Source organism: Chitinophagaceae bacterium (genome assembly GCA_016699815.1).
Classification (GTDB): Bacteria; Bacteroidota; Bacteroidia; order Chitinophagales; family Chitinophagaceae; genus Ferruginibacter.
In genome coordinates this window covers 1,980,518-2,002,369 of the sequence record CP065012.1, presented here as the reverse complement: position 1 = coordinate 2,002,369, position 21,852 = coordinate 1,980,518, and the positions used below count along the sequence as shown (strand labels likewise).

Here is a 21,852-nt window from a genome sequence, read left to right as displayed (position 1 = left end):
TTTCTTTTCGTTTAAGTGTAAACATATTATACAACTATAAATTTCTAAAACGGTGTTTCTATGGCGGCAAAAAAATAGAAAGTAAAAAAGAAATTCGTTCCATTTATTAAGAAAATTATCAAAAGAAATTTACAAGTAAAAAAAATATTATGCACAATTTGCATTATTTCTTACAGCAAAACATTCTTATCATAGTGGTATTCAAGTAATTAGAAAATTATAAATAAGGATAAATATATCTTTTATTTTTCATTGGAGCTAACCTTTTAAACTAACTATATACAGCATTTCACTTAACTTTTCAGCTTTGCACCCTGCACTTCACCATCTTTTATGAGCACTTCAATATACTCTTTCCAACCGCTGGCTATAGAAAGCCCGACATAATCCACCGCTATGGGAAATAATTTATGGGTACGCTCTACCAAAGCAAGGGTTTGTATTTCGGCAGGATGCTGGCTAAGCAAAGGCGTTAAAGCATACAACATGGTTCGGCCGCTGTTGGCAACATCATCTATTAGAATAATGTATTTATCTTTAAGGCTAACATTTTCACTTAGCAATATTTCGCCGGGTTGTTTTTTATTAATTTGTAAAGAAAGTGTTTTAATGGCGCCTTTAAAATTTTCTGCCAGGCTTGCCGCAATTTTTTGGGCAATAAAAAAACCATTTTCCTTAATGCCAATAAGTACAATTTCATTTTTAGAATAATGGCGTTCGGCAATTTCCATTGCCATACGGTAAATTTTTTTTGCGGCGGCATCCTTGTCTGAAATCATAAGCAAATGTATTTATTTGGCGGCAGAATTATTTATCTTAGCTTTTAAATAAGCGCTATGCATTATATATCCCAGGTTGTTTTTATACTGTTGGCTGGTTATGCAATATGGCTTTTTGCCAAAAATATAGGGCAAATAAGAAAAAATATTGCCCTGGGCAAGGATGAAAGCCTGTCGGATAACCCTTTCTTACGTTGGAAAAATGTATTGCTGCTTGCCTTTGGCCAAAAGAAAATGTTCAGGAACCCATTAGTGGCCTTACTGCATTTTGCAGTATATGCCGGTTTTATAATTATTAATATTGAAGTGCTGGAAATTGTGCTGGATGGCTCACTGGGCACTCACCGGCTATTTTTAAAACCTTTGGGCAGTATATATCCTATCCTGATAAACAGTTTTGAAATTTTGGCATTTTTGGTAATTATTAGCTGTGCAGTTTTTTTAATCCGCAGGAATATTATCAAACTCCGTCGCTTTATCAGTAAAGATTTAGATGGATGGCCACGCAGCGATGCCAATTATATTTTATTTACCGAAATTATTTTAATGAGCCTTTTTCTTTGCATGAATGCAACAGACCGTTCTTTGCAATTGCAGGGCGCTCCTCATTATTTAGATACAGGCAGCTTTGTAGTTTCGGGCAAGCTGGTACCATTATTCCAAAATTTTTCGCAAAGCACTTTATTGGGTATTGAGCGGGGCTGCTGGTGGCTGCACATTATTGGTATTTTTGCCTTTTTAAATTATTTGCCTTACAGTAAGCACCTACATATTTTACTGGCTTTTCCCAATGCTTATTATGCCAGCCTTAAACCCATGGGCGAAATGCAAAACATGGAAAACATACAAACGGAAGTAAAGTACATGATGCAACCTGAGCTTGCACCAACAACCAGTAGTGAAGCTGCTTCCATGAAATTTGGCGCAAAAGATGTATTTGACTTAAGCTGGAAAAGCCTGCTGGATGCATACAGTTGTACCGAATGTGGCCGGTGCAGCGCTGCCTGCCCTGCAACTCAAACCGGCAAAATATTAAGCCCCAGAAAAATTATGATGGCCACCCGTGACAGGCTGGAAGAAGTGGGAAAAAATATTAAAGCCAATGGCGTTTTTAAAAACGACGGCAAGGCCTTATTACATCATTATATTACCACAGAAGAATTAAGAGCCTGCACTACCTGCCAGGCCTGTGTACAGGAGTGCCCGGTAAGCATCAGCCCTTTGCAAATAATTGGGGAATTGCGCCGTAATTTAATAATGGAAGAAAGCAATGCGCCACAGGAGTGGAACGGCATGTTCAGCAATATTGAAAATAATTTTGCTCCATGGAAATTGAGTCCCGATGAACGGGATAAATGGACGCAGGAAATATAGCAACTTTACAATCTTAGTTTTTCCACATCTTCATCTTTGATGTGTTCCATTCTATCTACACTATTCTTGTGGCTTATAATTTTCCAAAGTTGAATAAGGGCAGTAATAGTAAAAATGCCGCCAATAACCCAGTTGATATATTGTGTACTGTTTTTTATAGTACCCACCAGCCATTTGCCGCCAAATATAAAAACTGCATTGCCCAGCAAGGTTCCTAAGCCTATACCCATAATATAAAAGTTGTATTGCATCCTTGAAGGTTCCAGTATTTTTTTGGTAAACAAAACCGTACTCCAGCCAAACCAAAAGGGTATTTGCACCGGGTTTATTGCACTCATTAATGCGCCAAGCAAAAAGCGGTGCATATTATTTTGAAGCATTACATTTTTTCCATCGCCACTATCGCTTGCCGCTGCAATAAAACTGCCAATTGCCAAAGCCACTATTATGCCCAGGGTAATCCATTCCATTGCTTTCATAAGTTTTACCTGCTTGCGCACCCAATCAATACCTACAAGCGAAAGCCTTACATAAACCATTTCTACCAATAAAGATCCTGCCGAAAAAATAAGGCATTTTTAATACTTTCCTGTATGCCAATTTGCATGGCTGCCACATTTAATGTACCCAATGGCAAAGAGCCCAAAAAGCTAATGAACAAACCCCATAAAAAAATGCGGAAAATTTTGGACATAGGTCAAAGATACAGGCAGAAACAATGCCTTATGCTACGCAATATTATTTTGCCATTACGCTCAGCAATACTTTTACATTGTCTCCCATTACCCTGCTTTCTCCGCCTACATGGTAATCCAGGCGGTTAATGGTAAATTCGCCGGTAAATAATTTTCCTCCTTCTTTAAGCGCCACTGTAAACGGAAATTGTATTTCACGGGTTACATCTTTAATAGTGAGGTAGGCAAACAAATAATAATTGCCTGGCGTATTTGTGGGTTGTATCCTTTTACTTTTTATCCTGATTTGTGGAAATTTATCGGCGCCAAAATATTCTTCTTCACGCAAATGGTTGTCTCTTTTTCATTATCGGTATCAATGGTTTTTACATCGCAGGTTACCTCTATTGCCTGCGGCACATTACCGGCATCTATTGTAATTCCTCCTTTTAAGTTGCTTAAGTAGCCGGTTACCGTAATCCCAAAGTTTTTTATTTGAAATTTAACTTTACTGCCTTCATTGTTGGGCACATGGTTGTGCTGCGCCATAGCAGCAACTGTAACGAAAAGAAATGCAAAAAATAAACGATATTTCATACTTAAAATTTTAACCATACAAAAATGCGGTTCTAATAAATACAAATGAGGCCGCCCTTCATTATTAAATCAATTTTAACCAATTTTTTCATCGGTTTCTTTCATTTGCTTATTTAGCTTTTTTGAATACTGCAAAAAACGCCAACCTTTTAAAAAAGGCCAGGGCTTAACGCCATTTTTGCTGTTGTACTTACTAATGGTATATAAAGCCTTCCAATGTTTTAAGATTTCACGGTAAGCGCCTGCAAGTGTATAACCGGTATCGTAAAAATGGTTGGGCTCGGCGCCACATCCATTATACTCCAATATGGTAAAATTCTTCCCGGCTTTTAATTCTTCCACACTGCTACACATAATATCATACCGGCCATAAAAAAATCCATTGTTATTATTGCTCAGTTGGTCAAACATTTTAATTAATGTATCATCAATATGCCCTTTTAAATCTATAAAATGGGCGCCTCGGTTGTGGTTGGCCGCATAACTCAACATACATTTTTCGCCTTGTGGAATAATAGTATGCCATTTTTCTTTATGCTTGCTGTGCAGCTCTCCTACTCTTTTTTTTCCCTTTGGGTGTAGTAAAACCAATTCTTCCAGGCTGAGTTTTCCGTCGCCTGTTACCTGCAGTGGAACCTTATGCAAAAAGCCGGTAATAATTCCTTTATTATTTTGTGGATGCCGTATGTAAAATACACTTACTTCCATTGGATATTCCACTAACTCCTGCACCATGTATTCCATTACCATATTGCTGTGGTAATGCTTTAGCTCATCAGCTTTATCAATCTTTCTGAACAACACGCCCTGCCAGCCCACTTGTGGTTTTACCACAAAGGGAAAATTAAAACCAGCCTGCTCAATTCTTTTTAATATATCATCAAAATTTTCATTGGGCAATACATATAATGTTTTTGGATATAGATGCGTGGGTAATAAATCATACATTTCTTTTTTGGGTTCACCTTCCAGGCCGCCAAAAGTAATTTTGGGGTTGCTGGGTGTAAAAAACCAAACGGAACCCGACCGCAACATATACCAAGCCCATAACGGTGTAAGTGGTGCATAGAGCAGCCTGAAAGGCCATGCTTCCCAATTAAAAATTTTATGTATTAACTTTTTCAAACAGGTAAATACTGCAAAAATACTTGCATACAAGTAAACAACCTTATCAATTTCTAACTAATTTGCCAAAAAATAAGTTATGCATATTCCTGTAATGGCAGAAATGGCGGCAAGTAACCAGCAGCCCGATGTTTTGTTTTGGATTGGCTGTGCAGGCAGCTTTGATCAGCGGGCGCAAAAAATTACTAAAGCATTTGTAACCATTTTAGATAAAGTTGGCATTAACTACGCCATTTTAGGCAAAGAAGAAATGTGTACAGGCGACCCGGCACGCAGGGCTGGCAACGAATTTTTATTTCAAATGATGGCTTACCAGAACATACAAACACTTAGCAACTACAACATTAAAAAAATTGTAACTACCTGCCCGCATTGTTTTAATATTTTTAAAAACGAATACCCGGCGCTTGGCGGCAAATTTGAAGTAATGCACCATGCCAGTTTTTACAGCAATTAATTGATGAAGGAAAAGTAAAATTAAAAGAAGGCGGAACTTATAAAGGCAAAAAATTACTTACCACGACAGTTGCTACCTGGGCCGTGCCAACAATATTTACGAAGCGCCACGAAAAGTTTTGGAAGCATTAGATACCGAACTGGTAGAAATGAAACGCTGCAAGAGCAATGGATTTTGCTGTGGCGCAGGCGGCGCCCAAATGTTTAAAGAAGAAGAAAAAGGAGATGTACGCATTAATATAGACCGCAGTAACGAAGCTATAGCTACCGGCGCAACTATTATTGCTTCTGCCTGCCCTTATTGCAATACCATGCTTACCGATGGTGTAAAAAATGCAGAAAACGAAAACGTAGCTGTAGTGGATATTGCCGAACTGGTTGCAGCATCTCTTGCTTAAAAATTTATGATGATGAATTTAGAATATAAAGAACATCTTCCACAGGAATTTTCCCCGCAAAGCAGGATTTGGATTTACCAGGCAAGCCGTATGTTTACCATTACCGAAGCTTTTGAACTGGAAGATTTGCTTAAAGAATTTATACAAAACTGGAAAAGCCATGGGGATGATGTAACCGGTTATGCCAATTTATTCTTTGGCCGATTTATTATTATTATTGCCGATGAAAGCCAAACAGGCGTTGGTGGCTGTAGTACCGATAGCTCAGTAAGGTTTGTAAAAACTATTGCGCAAAAATTTAATACCGAAATGTTCAACAGGCAACTGCTTGCTTTTATTGTAAAAGACAAAATAGAGCTCATACCGCTTGCGCAACTGGAATATGCTTTTGCCAAAGGTTTTATAAATGAAAACACACTCTACTTTAACAATACGGTACTTACTCTTGAGGCGCTCAACAGCCAATGGATTGTTCCAGTAAAAGAAAGCTGGCTTGCAACAAAGCTGCCTGCTGCAAAAAGCCATTAATTTTTTTAATCCAAATTTTTTGTTGGTATATTCACAAAAAAAAGGTTGCTGTACCAGCTTTTTAAAATACCGGCAAAGCTTTGCCTGCGCTTATATGTAAGGCATTTAAAAATTAATAACAAAAAATGGCTTGCTGCCGAAGGGCCCTTATTATTGGCCTGCAACCATCCCAATTCTTTTTTAGATGCCATTATATATTGCAGTTTATTTAACCGGCCGGTTTACTCACTTGCCCGTGGAGATGTGTTTAAAAATAAAATTGCCGGCGCCATACTCAAATCTTTAAATATGCTGCCGGTGTACCGCAGCAGCGAAGGAGTGGAAAACCTGGAGCATAATTATGCCACTTTTTCTGCCTGCAAAGAAATTTTTAAACAAAACGGCATTGTACTTATTTTTAGCGAAGGCAAATGTGTAAACGAATGGCATTTACGGCCTTTAAAAAAAGGCACGGCAAGGCTTGCACTCAGCAGTTGGGATGAGGGCATCCCATTAAAAGTTTTGCCAACAGGCATCAACTACAATAGGTTTTATAGCTACGATAAAAATGTACAACTTCATTTTGGCACTATTATTTGCAAAAAAGATGTAGAACAAACGAATGGTTTTGGCCGCTCTGTAACTTCCTTCAACAATATTTTGCAAAAAGAGTTGCAGCCACTGGTTTATGAAATAACTGCTAATGATGTAGGGAAAAGAAAAGAAATTTTTGATTTTAAAATTCCCCGCTGGAAGAAAGTATTATTGGCTGCTCCGGCAGTTTTAGGCTGTATTTTTCATTTACCCTTATATTTACCTGCGCTTAAAACCGCAAAAAAACTGGGAAAAAACAATGGACATTACGATTCTATACTGGTTGCTTTTTTAATGCTGGGCTACCCTTTTTATGTATTGATGGTTATGGTGCTTGCCTATTTATTTACCCACAATATTTATAGTTTATGGCTTTTATTGGCAATGCCTTTATTTGCCTGGAGTTATTTACAAATAAAAAAGGGCTGATTATATCAGCCCCAATAAAAATGATTTTCCACTATTCATTTTTTACAATCTATTTCAGCACCTCCTGATGCGGCAAGACAAGAATAAGTTACTTTGTCATTCCCATCCCAATAAGGAGTGCAATGACCGTTATTAGTCTTTGAATCAGAAGGACAATTTCCACCGCCAGTACCTGGTGTAACTTTCCCATGTACAATAAAGGTAAATGCGGTAAACAGGATTACCGCAAGAAAAATAATCTATGTCATTTCAATAAAATTTTGTGTTTAAATAAATTTGGTTTGGGCTATTTGAAAACGCAGTTAAGTTTCAAAGGGCCTTTCGCAAATAAAGTTGAAAAATTTTTACCTTCTTAAAAATTTGTATTTGAAATATTCTATTGCATGTAGATATAATGGCAACCGCTTAGTCTGCCTTTCTTTCTCCTTTTATTGAAGCAGATTTCATTTTGGCAAATTTTGCAAGCCTGATATTGGAAAAATAATATGCAAACCTTATGCTAATTAACCTTGATGGCCTTATTATGTTGCTATATTGGCTTAACCCATTGAAAACACTATACGTTTTTTTCTCCCTGTTTTTTACCAGGAACTCTTCCAGGATGAATACAACGGTAAATTTTCTTTGAATAATGGATTTAGCATAAGATAAAGAATACCTCAGCGGCCCGGTAGTTTTCCCCTGGCTTGTAACATTATTGCCCTCAATAATTCCCCAGAAGTTTAAATTGCCATATTTGCGGCCCAAATAATAATCTATTGTTGGTTGTAACCGGTAAATTATTCCGCTTGAGCCGGTATTAATAATTCTATTGGTTCTTTTAAGATAATAAATACTGGAGTAAATAGAAAGATTAAGCTTTTTAGCAATTAATTTTTGAAAATTTAACTTGTCGCCTATGCCATAACTTTTGTCACCGTTATTTGGGCTTGTAACCATTAATTTATTAATGCTGTCATAAGCAGTAAAGAATGTAGGATCATCAAAGCTGTGCCAGCAATTTAATTCACTTGAAAAAGTTGATTTATTAACCAATAAATATTCTACACCTGCGCCAATAGTTTTCCCGGGCGCCAAATCTGCCGATCCACGATGGGCTTCCGCCGGGTTATTATAGTATTGCTGCCCTGTAAAATAATCTTCCGAAGGCTTTGAATAATTAAAACTTATTGAATATGTTAAAGAAGCATTGTTATCAAACAGCGTTTTATAAGAAACATCTATATCGGGCAGGTAATAATTTTTTCGTTTAAAATTATTAGGCAATATGGAGTACCATTCCGAGCTTAAGTTCAATATTAAGTTCTTCTTTGGAGTAAAATCTTTGTCGTATTTAAAATATGGCCTTAAAGCGTACTGGGTTAATCGCATAGAATCTTTTTGCGCATATACAAGATTAATATTTTCATTGGTAAAACTGTCCAGCGTGTATGTGTAGTAAGACTGGCTATAATCTTTTTGATAGAACTGTAAGCCGTATTCAATATTATAAGTTTCATGCCGGGTATTAAGATAATTGTACTCTACAATCCAGTTCATTGGTTTTGTTTGAAACAGCCGGCTTATGCTATCATTTTTCACTGGCTGCATATAAGCAAGCCGGTTATTATATTCTATGTTTTCAATTTTTGCTTTTGCAACAATACTTTTGGTTATAAACTTACTTTTCCTATGTATGTAACTTAAATTGATTTCTCCTCCTGAATTAATATGATCATCATTTTGGTTATTCACTGGCGTGGGATAGGCATATTCATTTTGAAATGCACTTATGGTTTTATAACGGTGCATGGATAAATTTACCGACAAATCATTTGCAGAATCCACACGCAGGCCATAACCTAAATTTAAAGAATACCCGTGGAAGCGGAAGTTTGTGTTTATCCTGTTTTCGCTAATAATGTTTTCGTTTTCCATAACTTTAGCTTGCAAAAAGTTTGTTTGCCTGTCGTTATTATTATTTGCACTTATGGAAAAATCGGCCTTTTTATGCTGCAATGTAAAACTGGTACTGGGATTAATATTATTCCTCGTATTGAAAAACGTAGCCGCAGTAAAGGTTTTTCCATACAAGTTTGCATCAAGCGTTAAAATATCTATAATTACATCATAGCCCTGGTTTTTTACAAATGCAGGAACTTCTGTAATCATTTCTACTTTATAAATATCTTTGGCATTAATGGCATTTAAAACACTGTTCCAGCTATTTCCAATCCCCTTTTTTTCTCTGCCGTTAATTTTGAACATAATTTTTCCACGGGTATATTCAATTGCGTCTTCCCCTTTTAAAATTATAAATGGCAACCTTTGTAAAGAAACCAAAAGGCTCCTGTTTTTAAAAACGCTGTCGTTTTGTGGTGAATATTCAAACCCTTTAAGGGTTTGCCTTACAATGGTTTTTCTGCTTTGTACTACTACCGATTCGAGGTTTTTATATCCAATAAAAATTAAGGTATCGCTGTATATTTTAAGGCTTTTATACCCGGGATGATAAAGCCGGGATGATTAAATTCTATGATGCAATTTACACCGGTATCAACAGCAATTTTTTCATTTAACCTTACTTTATGTAAATAGCCATTTTGCGAAATGCTGATTTTTGTATCCTTCAAACCTGTAGTTACTGAGGTATCTAACCTAAACTCAATAAAACATTTTTTGTTTTGAGCAAATAAATTACTGCATGATATTATATAAAAAACAATACCAAATATTAATTTGAGGGAAGCTTTCATATAGGCTTTATTAAGGCTTTATTAAGGCTTTATTAAGGCTTTAGGTATTGTAAAGATAAAATTTTAATCATCCTTATGATCATTTTGAGCAATTACAGAAAAAAGTAGATGATATATGAAAAAAATAAATATTGCCATATTGGAAATAAAAAAGGCTGAAAGTATCAGCCTCATTAAATACTTTGTTGTTAAATTAGTTTTATTTACAACAATTGAGTGCAACTGCTGAATTCCCTGGATCCAAGCATACTGACTTACCGACATTATTGGCATCAAATATTTCAACACAATACCCATCACTATTGGGGCCTCCACTCGGGCAGCTTGCTTCGGGAGGTGGGGTGACTTTTGCATGTAAATACATTGCAGTGCCAAAAACGAAGATTGAAATCACAAAAATAATTTTTTTCATTTCTAAAGTTTTAGATTAAAATTTATACCCTAAATTCAAACATTTTACTTTATAATAAAATTTGCATTTGCAATAAATCATTTCAATTCGCAATATCAATTTGCCGATTTCTCATCGTGCACACGGGTAGACTTTTTTTGAGCAAATTTCCGTATCACAAGGTTTGAAAAATTATAAGCCAACCTTATTTTAAATAACCGGAATGGAGTAATTTGATTTGTAAACCGCTCAGTATTATTATAAATACTATAAGTTTTAATATCCCTGTTCTTTTCAAAAACTGACTGGCAATTAATGTCATTACCAGCTTCCGTTTTATTATGGTGCGAGCATAGTAAATACTATACATTATGGAACCGTTATAATATCCCTGGTTGGTAATTACATTAGTGTTTAAAAAACTTGTAAAGCCCAGGAACCCGGCTTTAGTACCTAATGAATAAGTACCATTGCTAAGGCTTCTAATACTAAATCCACTATGCGAAGCATTATTCTTCCCGGTATGTGTAATGATATAATTGGGGCTTGCACTAATAGAAAATCGAAATTTTTTGTTCACTTGTTTTTGAAAATAAATATAATAATTTAAATATAAGCTTCGGTCTTCATTTATCGAGTTGGTAATAAGCATCTTGGCAGATGTATCATAAACTGTATAGAATGTAGGAACATCATAAAAATAAGTTGCAGAGAGCTTTTGCGAAATTGTTACTTTATTTGTATACGTTAAATCAATATCTGCATTAATGGATTTGCCGGGAGACAATGTAGTGGAGCCATTTCTTTCTTCTATTGGAGACATGAAATAATTTTTGCCGGTTAAAAAATCAATAGATGGTTTAAAATAATTATACTTTACCCCATACTTTAATGACCCATTATTTTTCAGCAATTTTTTATAGGATACATCAATTGAGGGTAATAAAAAATGTTTTTGATTTTCACTTTTATTCTTTAATGAATAATACTCAGCGCTAAGCGTGAGTGTTATATTTTTTTTATTGGTAAAATCTTTATCAAGTTTATAATAAGGCCGAATGGCAAATTGATTAAACAATACAGAGTCTTCGCTTTGCTTAATAAGACTCCCGTTTTTATTTGTTAGGCTGTCAATCGCATAAGTATAAAAAGATTGACCCAGGTATTTTTTATATGCCTGTACACCGTATTCTATATTATATGTTTCATGTTTTGTATTTAAATAATTATACTCAACAATCCAATTTGTTGGCTTAGTATTGGTTTTATAGTCAATACTATCAGGCTTACCCGCTTTTAAGTAAGCTAATTTATTGCTAAACTCCTCATTTCCAAATTTAGCTACAGTGATTATGCTTTTAGTTATAAATTTATTCTTCCTGTGTATATAACTTACATTTAAACCTGCGCCCAGGTTTATCAATTTGTTTTTTTGATTATTAATTGAATTAGGGTAATTATATAAAATTAGAAATTGATTGTTATTTTCATATTTGTGCAATGCTAAGTTTATAGAAAAATCATTTGCACTGTCAATCCGAAGGCCATAACCAATGTTTGCAGTATTGGAACGATAAACATAATTTATACACATATCATTCTCCGCATTAGTATTACCATTTTCAAGAACTTTTGTATGACTAAAGAGCTCCTGTTTATCACTTGAACTTGCTGCAGTTATAGAAAAATCTGCTTTCTTATGTTGCATTGTAAAGTCCAGGTTGGCATCACTATTTTTTCTTGAATCAAATATTTCAGCAAAGCTGAAGGTTTTTCCATACAAGTTTGCATCAAGCGTTAAAATATTTATTATTACGGCATATCCCTGGCTTTTTACAAATTCAGGAATTTCCCTTATCATTTCTACTTTGTATATATCTTTTGCATTTAAAACTTTAAGTACATTATTCCAACTATCACCAATGCCTTTCTTTTCTTTTCCGTTTATTTTAAACATTATTTTTCCACCTTCGTAACCAATAGCATCCACGTCCATTATGTACATAAAGGGCAATCTCTGTAAAGCAATTAAAAGGCTCTGATTTTTAAAAAGGCTATCATTTGCCGGGCTATACTCAAACCCATTTAATGTTTGTCGAACTATACTTTTTTTTGACATTACCAGTACCGATTCCAGCCTCTTTATTGTTACAAAAATTAAGGTATCACCTTGAAGTTTTAAATTTTTTATACCCGGTATAATAAAATCGGGGCTGCTAAATTCAATGCTCATTGTAACATCTTTATATACCCCAACCTTTTCATTTATTTTGCAACGAGTTAATTTATCATTCTGAACTAAGTTTATTTTAATATTCTTTAAATTCAAATTAGTAGAATCTTGAACGGCAAATTCAATCGTACAGTTTTTATTTTGTGCGGTTATCTTAGTATGTAAAAAAAGAAAAACTAATATTAGCAAAATAGGATACGTTATAAATTTCATTTAATTTTAAATTATGGTTTTAGGTATTGAAAGAATTCCAAATTTTTAGATACCATTTTATAAACAATAGGGTAAATTCTATATTGATCATTTGGATATTTAAAGTAATTGAGACTATCAACAATTACATTCTTTGCGATATAAAGTTGAGGAAATTTATTCTTAAATATTTTTAATGATCTTATTTCTGTAAAAATAAAATAATTACTATCGCTATTTATATTTTTCAAAGCTAATTCTTCGGCACTACTAATACAACCTGTACAACCAGATCCAGGAATAATATAAATTTTAGAATTTTCCCCAACATCATTTAATTCCTTAAAACGTGATAAACTATCATTGAATTTATCATATTTGCAACCACTAATTATCATTCCTATGTGAATACAGATAAAAATAGAGATTATCTTCATCATTTTGATAGCTTTCATTTTTTATTAATAGCCCTTTTTTTGTAACAAAAAAAGTTGAACTTGAAACTGATTCATTTAATTCTGTGAATCCCAAATACTGTAACTTATTATTATAAGTAAGTATTATTTTCCTTTGCATACCAAGTTTCCCATTTTTAATATCTTTTTGGTTAGCAGGTTCAAGTAAAAATCTGTGAAAAACTTTTCTATATTTATCATAAATTATCCCTTTAAATGAGTATTGCCCGTAATAATGTTTTGCTCTTTTAAAGTTATCTTTTGCTGAAATAATCAAATCTCCATGAAATGGTTTTAATAATTTATTAATTTGAGGATATAAATTTTGATATTTTACTTTTTTAGTATTAAGATTTAATATTGCTATAAAATCACTTGCCGGAAATGAGATGTACATTAAAGAATCATTCGCAATACAACTATATACCATCCTATAATATATGCCTCCCCAATCAATATCAGCGTAATCCGGAGGATAATTTACTAAGTAATCTGACGTGTCTTTTTTAAGTTCTCTTACGACAAATCTATTTGAATCCGCAATTTCCTTTCCTTCCCCAAAGGAAAAACCTGAAGTATAAATTGATTTTTCATAAACGTAGGGTTGCTGAATCGTAGAAATATAAATATGTGGCAGTAACTTGATTTTAATAGAATCATTTGTTGTTGAGAGACTATCTATACAAACCTCTTTATTATTAAAAAGGTAAATCATTTTATACTTTGATGTAAATACATAAATTGAATCAAGAGATGTAAACCATGCTCCATCTATATTGAATTTATGCAACTTCTCTTTCATTTCACTAAAGTCGTGATATGCCAATACATTTCCTCTAAAATCTAAAAAAGTCAATGAATTTATCACTTCATTTTTTATCATAAGTACGGAATCCTGTAGCTGTATATTATCTGAATTGTTAAATGTTAATGAGTCCAATTTTATCTTAATACTGTCTTGAAAATTTAAATAATTTGAGTTTTCTAATTTTAAACTGACGGTATTATTACATGAAATAGTTAAAAGTAGAATAATGACCAGTTTGCTAATTTTCATAATTTTTATTAGCTTAATTAATTTGATTGTATGTTTAAAATTCAATGGAAAATATGAATTATTTCATTTTAAAATGAAATAATGTTATTACATTTGAGAATAAACTCTCTTTTATGGATTTTGGTTCAAAATTAAAGTCAATCCGTAAGCTTAACAATTTAAGCCAGGAACAAATGGCTGATTTATTATTTACAACGCAAGGAAATTATAGCCAATACGAAAACAATAACAGGGTGCCTTCTTTAGATTTACTAAAACGATTAATTGATCAATTTGATTTAGACGCCAATTGGCTACTTTCTGGAAGTACTGAACAGGTAGTTAACTTTAATGATAACAGTTCCTGCAATATTGTTTCATTAAAAACCGAAAATTTTAATCATCCTTATGATCATTTTGAGCAATTACAGAAAAAAGTAGATGATATATTGACTATTATTTCTAAAAATACAAAATAAAAAACCCGGCCATATAACCGGGTAAATATATTATACAAAAATTAATTTAAATTTCTTCCGCTCCTTCTACCAGCACGGTAGTTTTATTTGCCAATACTTCTACAAAGCCGCTTTGGATATTAAACTGCTGGCCGGTATTTTTATCTTTCAAAATTTTCATTTTGCCGCTTTTTAAGGCGCTTACAAGTGGGGCGTGTTTATCCAATACTTCAAACAACCCGTCAATACCCGGCAATTGTACGCCATATACATCGCCGCTAAAAACTTTGCGTTCGGGGGTGAGAATTTCTAATGTCATATAAGTATTTAGTATTTAGTATTTTAGTATATAGTATTTAGCGGGTTATGCTTCGCTTAATGAATTATAAATTGCAAGGATCAATTTTTACATTTGAAATGCTTCATCCATTAATACCTCGCCTGTTCAGGCTGAACGTAGCCAAACCTTTGGGCCAGCTCCATTTGCGTTTGCACCTCATTGCAGGAATCCATTGCCACTTCAAGAAAAAATTTAAATTGCTTATTGATAGCCCGGCCTGCACCCTCGGATATATTAGCTGGTACAGAAACAGCACATCTTTTTAATTGAGGAGTAAGGCCATATTTTTCTTCAGTTGGAAACCCTGCAACTACCCGGTAAACATTTTCTGCAAGATCCATTCTTCGTTGCCCTATTTTTAGTTCCCTAAACCTATGCATTCCCATTTTAGCACAATTAATTGATATTACGCTCTATACTCAAATCTAAATACTCAATACTCTATACTTCCCTTAAGCCTGCGCTGCTGCCATCAATTTTTTACCTTTTTCTATTGCATCGTCCAATGTTCCTACCAGGTTAAATGCTGCTTCGGGGTATTCATCTACTTCACCATCCATAATGGCATTAAAGCCACGTATAGTTTCTTCAATGGGAACCAACACACCTTTTAAACCGGTAAATGCCTCGGCCACAAAAAACGGCTGGCTAAGGAAACGCTGCACTTTGCGTGCACGGAACACAACGAGTTTATCTTCATCACTCAATTCATCCATACCCAATATGGCAATAATATCCTGTAACTCTTTATAGCGTTGTAAAATTAATTTTACCCTGTTGGCGCAATTATAATGCTCATCTCCTACAATTTGCCGGGTTAAAATCCTTGAAGTAGAATCCAAAGGATCTACCGCAGGATAAATACCTAAATCTGCAATTTTACGGCTCAGTACCGTTGTTGCATCCAGGTGAGCAAAGGTTGTTGCCGGCGCCGGATCGGTTAAATCATCCGCAGGTACATACACCGCCTGCACCGAAGTGATAGAACCATTTTTTGTAGAGGTAATACGCTCCTGCATCAGTCCCATTTCGGTAGCCAGCGTTGGCTGGTAACCCACGGCAGAAGGCATACGGCCAAGCAGCGCCGATACTTCGGAACCTGCCTGTGTAAACCGGAATATATTGTCTACGAAAAACAAAATGTCTTTTCCCTGGCCTTGTCCGTCGCCATCACGGTAGTATTCAGCAACGGTTAACCCGCTTAATGCCACACGGGCACGGGCTCCGGGTGGTTCGTTCATTTGGCCAAAAACAAAGGTTGCTTTGGAGTCTTTTAAACCATTCATATCCACGGCATCCAAATCCCAGCCACCTTCTTCCATGCTGTGCTTAAATTTATCGCCATAATTCATAATACCCGCTTCTATCATTTCCCTCATAAGGTCGTTCCCTTCACGGGTACGTTCGCCCACTCCGGCAAATACTGATACACCACTGTAAGCTTTGGCAATATTATTGATTAACTCCTGTATTAATACGGTTTTACCCACACCAGCGCCACCAAACAAACCAATTTTACCACCCTTGGCATAAGGTTCAATAAGGTCAATTACTTTAATGCCGGTAAATAAAACTTCCGATGCCGTACTCAGGTTTTCAAAAATGGGTGGTTTTGCATGTATGGGCCGGCCATTTTCTTTGCTTACCGCAGGCAAACCATCAATAGGGTCGCCGGTAACATTAAACAGGCGGCCACGAATGGCTTCTCCTGTAGGCATAGCAATAGCTTTGCCGGTATCTACCACTTTCATGCCACGCACCAGGCCTTCCGTTCCATCCATGGCAATGGTACGTACGCTGTCTTCGCCAAGATGCTGCTGTACTTCAAGCACCAACTTGCCGCTTTCGCCACGGTCCACTTCGAGGGCATTAAAAATTTCAGGAAGTTTTGAATCGCTATCAAACTGTACGTCCACCACAGCGCCGATAATTGCTTTAATTTTACCTGTATTGGCCATAAAAATTATTTAAAAAAATTAGGTTTATTTTTGAGCCGCAAAGGTAAGGGTACAGGGCTGTATTGAAAAATTTGTTGGGGAGGATTTTTAGAAAAAATAGCCGACTTTTTACCCAATATTGCATTTTGGTGCAGCTTTTGCTATATAAGTGGTGAAAAACTTTAAAAATCATAGAAAAGATGCGGTATATTCTGTTTCTTATTACCATTATTTCTTTAGCCTCCTGTGGCAGCCTTGGCTCATTTAATAAAGATAAAACGACTTTTGAAAGCAGCCCGGTAACCATGAGCTTTAAATCGGTGGCAGATATGAACGATGCTTATTTTGTGATTAGAGAAAACAACTTTTTTGAATTTTACCGCCAGTTATTTGACAGCGTAAAAAACAACAGCTACCCCGGCAGATACAACCTGGTAAATGATACTTTTTACCTGAAATTTTACGATAAAAAAGGATTGGATATTTTAGGAAGCAAGGCCGTAATTGAAAAAGCCGATAATAAAATTATTTTTTTTAAATAGGCGTTTTCGATATTGCTGTTTAAAAAACAGTTCAAAGTTTACCTAATGGCTATAGCAGTTTTAGTAAATCTTCAAATGTTGTAATTACGTTATTGGCTAGCGTAGTATCTTCCGGGTCGTCGCCCCAGCCGGTTTCTTTTAACCAAATAGTATGACAGCCTGCAGCATGGCCGGGAGCAATATCTTTACTGTACGAATCGCCAATTACCACACATTCTTCGGGCAAAAGGTTTAAGGCTTTTACACCCAACGAAAAAATTTCCGGGCTGGGTTTTCTTACACCCACTACGGCCGATTCTACAATACTTTTAAAAAAATGGATGATGCCAAATTCCCTTAATACAGTGTGTAAATTTCCATAAAAATTAGACACTAAAATCAGAGGATACCTTTCTGAAAGTTGCTCCAGTACAGGTTTTGCAGCGTTTATGATATGCATAGCATAGTTATTGCAATCACCGGCTATATTTTTTATTTCTTCCGAAAAATTATCGGTGTTTTCTTTAAGCTGGCCTTCGGCAAACAAGTAATTAAACTGGCATTTTACTTTAATTTGTAAAACATCTAAAAAATTATGGCCCGGTTTTATCAACGGGTTTATAGCCAAAGATTTTTCGCCAAAAGTATAAGCCTGGCGGAACACTTCTTTGGAAACTGGCACCCGGTAACGCTGGTACATTTCCCACAACAATTCGCCCCAATGTTTACCATTGGTATCTATTGTGCCGCCATAATCAAAAAAGGATACCTTTTATCATGAAAAAAATTTAGTGTACAAATTATAAATGTTTCGATTTGGTTTTCATTAATATTAAACCAATAAATATCCAAACCAGTTCCCGGATACGGGTTACCAGGCTCATAAAAATACCCATACCGCCATTGAGCCCCATACTCCGCAATGCCAGTATAAAACCGCCTTCTCTTGCACCCAACTGCATGGGAGAAAAGAAAATTAAATTGGCAAATAACGAAGAGCCGGCGCTAATTACAAATGAATCGAACAAACCAATTGGCGCCTGCAAAGCCAATGCAATAAAATAAATTTCGAGGCAGCCAATAGCCCTGGCCACAAATTCAAATACCATAGAGGCATAAAATGTGCCACTGCGGTGGCTGAACAAATCAATAATGTGCTGGTCTATTTCCAGCAGATTTTCCCTTCGTTTCTCAATAAATACACCTATCTTTTTTCTTAAAAAAGGGATTTTAGACAGCATGGTAAAGGTTATCATCAGTAACCCTTTTTTATATTTTAAAAAAACCCAGTACAGCAAAAATAAGAAAATTAAAAAAGTGAGGATGCAGCCCAAAAAGCGCCATTAGCCCCGGCTTTAAAACAATGATGATGCAAATAATAGAAACCATCCAAAAAATAATATGAGAAAAAATATGGATGATATTATACAGCAATACCGATGATGTTGCTTTATTGGTATTGAGTTTTTTTTGAAGCGTCATAACCCGGTATGGTTCGCCGCCAAGGGCTATAAATGGCGTAATATAATTAATGGCATAGCCCGAAATGGTCAGTTTTAAAATAGACAAAAAGGCAGGTTGCTCTCCGGCAATTTGCGTTCAAAAATAATTTCTTTAAAAGCCAGTGCATTTAAAATATAAATAATTAACCAAATGCCAATAACCGGTACAAACCAAATACCCGTTTGCACTATATTGTTCCAAATTACCTGCAACCCAATTTTGTAAACCATGTAAAGCAGCGTAAGCAGCCCAAGTATAAAAAATATGGTATTGTAGGTTTTTGCCTTCATGTATACTTTGTCCGTTAATTTTTTTGTGCCTGTAATTTATTATAAAAATATTTACTCAGTTTTTCCTGCTGCATTATCATATACAGCATAATGCCATTAAGCACAATAAGGTCGAAGAGGAAATACCAGTAAAGTTTATTGCTGATGAGGCAAAAAAATAAAAATATGGCCCTGGTATTAAATTGCACAATATTGGTATACTTCATTAACGGTTTATTTTTTTCCCTGAATTCTGTAGCCAGCCAGTCCGGCAATTCATTGGGGAACCTGCTTTTAATGAGCTTCATTAATTTTTGCAGTTGGGGCGATAATAGTTCCTGCTGCTTTGTATAGTTGCGGTAAAAAGAGAGCAATAATTTTTGCCCAAAATTTTTTGCCCAGGATAATTTGCTTAGTTCTTTATTCAGGTCTTCGCTGTTATCCTGTTCGCTCCCGGTTTTTCCTTTAATAAAAAATAAATGGATGTTGCGGTAATAATCTGCCTGCTGTGCCTGTATCATGTGCGAAAGGCCGGAAAGTACACCCAATATCCAGATTGCCTCAGTCCAGCCCTGGTTTTGCAAACGCAGGCAAAGCGCAATATGAATAGTTATAAACCAAAAACTTCCTGCCAGCCCATCGAGTATGCGGCCCAGCCTTGATTTGTTGTTGGTCATTCTTGCCAGTTGTCCATCGGCACTATCTAAAGCATTGGCAAAAATAAGTAAGCCAATACCAATATAGCTTAGCGTAAAGTTTTCGTAATAAAATAAAATGCCTGCTGCTACACCAATAAAAATACTGGCAATGGTAACCGGGTTGGGCGTAATGCCCAGGTAACGGCAAAGCAAAGCAATTCTAAAACCTATAGGGCGGTAAAAATAAATATCAATGGTTTCTTCTGTATCCGAAGATTTGAGGGTTGATTCAAATGTTATTTTTTCTTTCTCCATAAATTATTTTACCTGTTGAATTGATTTTTTTGCCTGCTGATAAATACATTGGGCAATATGCAGGGATGCTTCTTCCCTGCAGGGTGCAAAACTTGGCCAGTCGTTAAGGTCAATAAAATGCATGGAGCCATCCTGGGCAATAATGGCATCACCACCATAAATATAAATGTCCAAAGCTTCGGCAGCTTTTGTACTAAAGTCTTTTAATTTTTCTTCGCTAAAAGCATAATAATTGGATGCGCCGTTTATAGCTTCTGCATTGAATTTACTATGATTAAATTCCACCGGGTAAAACCAATAAAAAAAACCGGTTCCTCTTACGCCATAAAATTTTACCAGGTCGCCATGTAAATGCTCCGATATTACGGCTTCGGTAATTCCCCGCAAATGGTATTCTTTTAAAATATCCAGCGCATGGCCTATATTACGTGCAAAGCTTACATCTTCTTTATGTATGGCATGAAAATCGCCTCGTTTTATCCAGTATGAATTGCCTTTTAAAGCAGTGAATTCTTTTGCTGTAATATTTTGAGTATTTACAATAATACTTTTGGGATAAGGGATACCTGCATTTACCAGGCCATTGGTCATGTTTATGCGGTAACAATTTTCAATTCCGGCACCGCTGTTGATCACCCATTTTCCCTGCTGCCCTGCCTTTTGTAGTTTTTTTACTGTTTGTTTATTACGGGCCATGGTAAAAATGCAATCTTCAAATACATCATCCATTTCCATAAATTCATCTTCGCTATAAAGGGTTACCGTGCAGCCTTTTTTAATTAACTCGGCAGCGGTAAGGGTAAATATAGCATTATCATTTCCTCTATGGTTGGGAGAAAATTCGGTATTTCTTTTTATTCCGGCAAAATGCAGCATAATTAAAATCGCAATTTAATAAGTGTGGTTAATGTAAATGCTTTGTTGAATGTAGCCAGTTTTCAGCAGTAGCAATATCCTGCACATGGTCTATATCAATTATTTTAGAAAAAGGAAATGCTTTTATTGCAAAACCTTCTTTTACTAAAATACGTTGCAGGTTACGCATTCTCGTAACGCCATTGTTTACTGCATTGGTTACCGTTGAAAAAACAGGCCTCCTAAGGCAATAAATACCGCCGGAAACCATGTTGCAGTTTACTTCCTTACGGTCAAAAAAACCGGTAATAGTATGGTTGCCCGTAGTTTGAATAAACAATGGTTTTTCATCATCAACAAACGAAGTTGCCGCCATTAATGCATCGGTTTTATTATCGCTGATAAATGCAGCAATATATCCTGAAAATTCTACAGGGTCAAAAACAGTATCCACCGTTGTAAGGCAAATTTTATCGCCTTCAATAAAAGGCAATAACTCAAAGAAACTGTGCAAAGAACTTTCGGTAGTTTTTACCAGCAGGTTTATGGGAACAGTAGCGGGAAAACTTTTTACAAATGCTGCAACAGCGTGGGAGTAAGCGTTTACAATTACATGAATTTTACTTGCATGGTTGGCTTCAAATGTATGGATAAGCCTTTGCAATAATGGTATGCCATTAAGTTGCACCAATGGTTTTGGCGTTGTCAAACCTTCATTTGCCAATCTCGATCCTTCCCCGGCTGCTAATATTGCAAATTCCATTTTACTGTTGGCTTGTTTTACACTGCATAAAAGAAGCGTTTTTGGTTTATCTTTTTTAATTGAAAATCTGCAATGAATATAAAGCGGTGCAGCAGGTATTCCAATTTGGTACATACAAAAAGGCTTGTAGCAAAATAGCCGGCAAAAAAACTAATTCCAACTTCAGTAAATTCATAATAATAAAATAAATAAGGTCAAGTAAAAAAAATTTGTGCACAGAATAATGAACTTTTGGAAACGTTTCCTTGAAGTTATTGTTAAACATTACTGTGTATGCT

At 35.4% G+C, this 21,852-nt stretch carries 22 protein-coding genes and 3 pseudogenes; 6 read left to right on the top strand and 19 right to left on the bottom strand.

Annotation, left to right across the window (positions count from 1 at the left end):
* Positions 1-293 precede the first annotated feature (293 nt).
* Positions 294-779 (bottom strand): phosphoribosyltransferase, encoded by a 486-nt coding sequence (locus IPO46_08865; GenBank protein ID QQS62233.1) that lies wholly within the window; start codon positions 777-779, stop codon positions 294-296.
* A 57-nt stretch (positions 780-836) separates the two neighbouring features.
* On the opposite strand from IPO46_08865, the gene IPO46_08860 reads away from it, so the two are divergent.
* Positions 837-2,153 (top strand): (Fe-S)-binding protein, encoded by a 1,317-nt coding sequence (locus IPO46_08860; GenBank protein QQS62232.1) that lies wholly within the window; start codon positions 837-839, stop codon positions 2,151-2,153.
* 5 nt (positions 2,154-2,158) lie between these two features.
* Here IPO46_08860 and IPO46_08855 read toward each other — a convergent pair.
* From IPO46_08855 to IPO46_08840, 4 genes and pseudogenes are all read right to left on the bottom strand, one after another.
* Positions 2,159-2,847, bottom strand: a pseudogene (locus tag IPO46_08855) (LysE family transporter).
* 44 nt (positions 2,848-2,891) lie between these two features.
* Positions 2,892-3,176, bottom strand: coding sequence for a YceI family protein (locus IPO46_08850; protein QQS62231.1), 285 nt, complete (start codon positions 3,174-3,176; stop codon positions 2,892-2,894).
* Positions 3,125-3,424 (bottom strand): YceI family protein, encoded by a 300-nt coding sequence (locus tag IPO46_08845; protein QQS62230.1) that lies wholly within the window; start codon positions 3,422-3,424, stop codon positions 3,125-3,127. Before IPO46_08845 ends, IPO46_08850 begins: the two co-directional genes overlap by 52 nt.
* A gap of 75 nt (positions 3,425-3,499) precedes the next feature.
* A complete protein-coding gene (locus IPO46_08840) occupies positions 3,500-4,549 on the bottom strand; it encodes a hypothetical protein (GenBank protein QQS62229.1) in 1,050 nt (349 codons plus the stop codon).
* A gap of 79 nt (positions 4,550-4,628) precedes the next feature.
* Here IPO46_08840 and IPO46_08835 point away from each other — a divergent pair.
* From IPO46_08835 to IPO46_08825, 3 genes and pseudogenes are all read left to right on the top strand, one after another.
* Positions 4,629-5,403 (top strand): annotated as a pseudogene (locus tag IPO46_08835) ((Fe-S)-binding protein).
* Positions 5,404-5,415: 12 nt separating this feature from the next.
* Positions 5,416-5,931: a hypothetical protein gene (locus tag IPO46_08830; protein QQS64364.1), complete on the top strand. Its 516-nt coding sequence runs from the start codon at positions 5,416-5,418 to the stop codon at positions 5,929-5,931.
* 45 nt (positions 5,932-5,976) lie between these two features.
* The gene (locus IPO46_08825) at positions 5,977-6,933 is read left to right on the top strand and encodes a 1-acyl-sn-glycerol-3-phosphate acyltransferase (protein QQS62228.1); all 957 of its coding nucleotides are present in this window, start codon (positions 5,977-5,979) and stop codon (positions 6,931-6,933) included.
* A 405-nt stretch (positions 6,934-7,338) separates the two neighbouring features.
* On the opposite strand, the gene IPO46_08820 is transcribed toward IPO46_08825, so the two are convergent.
* The 6 genes from IPO46_08820 to IPO46_08795 all read right to left on the bottom strand — a co-directional run bounded on the left by IPO46_08820 (position 7,339) and on the right by IPO46_08795 (position 13,996).
* A complete protein-coding gene (locus tag IPO46_08820) occupies positions 7,339-9,180 on the bottom strand; it encodes an outer membrane beta-barrel protein (protein QQS62227.1) in 1,842 nt (613 codons plus the stop codon).
* Between the two features lie 200 nt (positions 9,181-9,380).
* The gene (locus tag IPO46_08815) at positions 9,381-9,668 is read right to left on the bottom strand and encodes a hypothetical protein (protein QQS62226.1); all 288 of its coding nucleotides are present in this window, start codon (positions 9,666-9,668) and stop codon (positions 9,381-9,383) included.
* Positions 9,669-9,867: 199 nt separating this feature from the next.
* Complete coding sequence (locus IPO46_08810; GenBank protein ID QQS62225.1) at positions 9,868-10,080, bottom strand: hypothetical protein; 213 nt, start codon at positions 10,078-10,080, stop codon at positions 9,868-9,870.
* A gap of 184 nt (positions 10,081-10,264) precedes the next feature.
* Complete coding sequence (locus tag IPO46_08805; protein ID QQS62224.1) at positions 10,265-12,292, bottom strand: outer membrane beta-barrel protein; 2,028 nt, start codon at positions 12,290-12,292, stop codon at positions 10,265-10,267.
* A gap of 224 nt (positions 12,293-12,516) precedes the next feature.
* Positions 12,517-12,882 (bottom strand): hypothetical protein, encoded by a 366-nt coding sequence (locus tag IPO46_08800; protein QQS62223.1) that lies wholly within the window; start codon positions 12,880-12,882, stop codon positions 12,517-12,519.
* Complete coding sequence (locus IPO46_08795) at positions 12,872-13,996, bottom strand: DUF4221 family protein (GenBank protein QQS62222.1); 1,125 nt, start codon at positions 13,994-13,996, stop codon at positions 12,872-12,874. The genes IPO46_08800 and IPO46_08795 overlap by 11 nt, the downstream gene beginning before the upstream one ends.
* Before the next feature lie 113 nt (positions 13,997-14,109).
* On the opposite strand from IPO46_08795, the gene IPO46_08790 reads away from it, so the two are divergent.
* Entirely contained in the window at positions 14,110-14,454 is a 345-nt protein-coding gene (locus tag IPO46_08790) for a helix-turn-helix transcriptional regulator (protein ID QQS62221.1), read from the top strand.
* A 46-nt stretch (positions 14,455-14,500) separates the two neighbouring features.
* Here the strand turns inward: IPO46_08790 and atpC are convergent, their stop codons facing one another.
* From atpC to IPO46_08775, 3 genes are all read right to left on the bottom strand, one after another.
* Positions 14,501-14,752 (bottom strand): ATP synthase F1 subunit epsilon, encoded by a 252-nt coding sequence (gene atpC, locus IPO46_08785; protein ID QQS62220.1) that lies wholly within the window; start codon positions 14,750-14,752, stop codon positions 14,501-14,503.
* Between the two features lie 110 nt (positions 14,753-14,862).
* Complete coding sequence (locus IPO46_08780; GenBank protein QQS62219.1) at positions 14,863-15,159, bottom strand: four helix bundle protein; 297 nt, start codon at positions 15,157-15,159, stop codon at positions 14,863-14,865.
* 66 nt (positions 15,160-15,225) lie between these two features.
* Positions 15,226-16,731 carry a F0F1 ATP synthase subunit beta gene (locus tag IPO46_08775; GenBank protein QQS62218.1) on the bottom strand — a complete coding sequence of 502 codons (1,506 nt, stop codon included), beginning with the start codon at positions 16,729-16,731 and terminating at the stop codon, positions 15,226-15,228.
* Positions 16,732-16,910: 179 nt separating this feature from the next.
* Between IPO46_08775 and IPO46_08770 the strand changes: the two genes are divergently transcribed.
* A complete protein-coding gene (locus tag IPO46_08770) occupies positions 16,911-17,252 on the top strand; it encodes a hypothetical protein (protein QQS62217.1) in 342 nt (113 codons plus the stop codon).
* A gap of 49 nt (positions 17,253-17,301) precedes the next feature.
* On the opposite strand, the gene IPO46_08765 is transcribed toward IPO46_08770, so the two are convergent.
* The 5 genes and pseudogenes from IPO46_08765 to IPO46_08745 all read right to left on the bottom strand — a co-directional run bounded on the left by IPO46_08765 (position 17,302) and on the right by IPO46_08745 (position 21,574).
* A complete protein-coding gene (locus tag IPO46_08765) occupies positions 17,302-17,943 on the bottom strand; it encodes an HAD family hydrolase (protein QQS62216.1) in 642 nt (213 codons plus the stop codon).
* An 88-nt stretch (positions 17,944-18,031) separates the two neighbouring features.
* A pseudogene (locus IPO46_08760) lies at positions 18,032-19,024 on the bottom strand (flippase-like domain-containing protein).
* A gap of 14 nt (positions 19,025-19,038) precedes the next feature.
* On the bottom strand, positions 19,039-19,956 hold the full coding sequence (locus IPO46_08755; GenBank protein QQS62215.1) for a CDP-alcohol phosphatidyltransferase family protein: 918 nt from the start codon (positions 19,954-19,956) through the stop codon (positions 19,039-19,041).
* 3 nt (positions 19,957-19,959) lie between these two features.
* Positions 19,960-20,832, bottom strand: coding sequence for a hypothetical protein (locus IPO46_08750; GenBank protein ID QQS62214.1), 873 nt, complete (start codon positions 20,830-20,832; stop codon positions 19,960-19,962).
* Positions 20,833-20,860: 28 nt separating this feature from the next.
* Entirely contained in the window at positions 20,861-21,574 is a 714-nt protein-coding gene (locus IPO46_08745) for an NTP transferase domain-containing protein (protein QQS62213.1), read from the bottom strand.
* Positions 21,575-21,852: the final 278 nt, after the last annotated feature.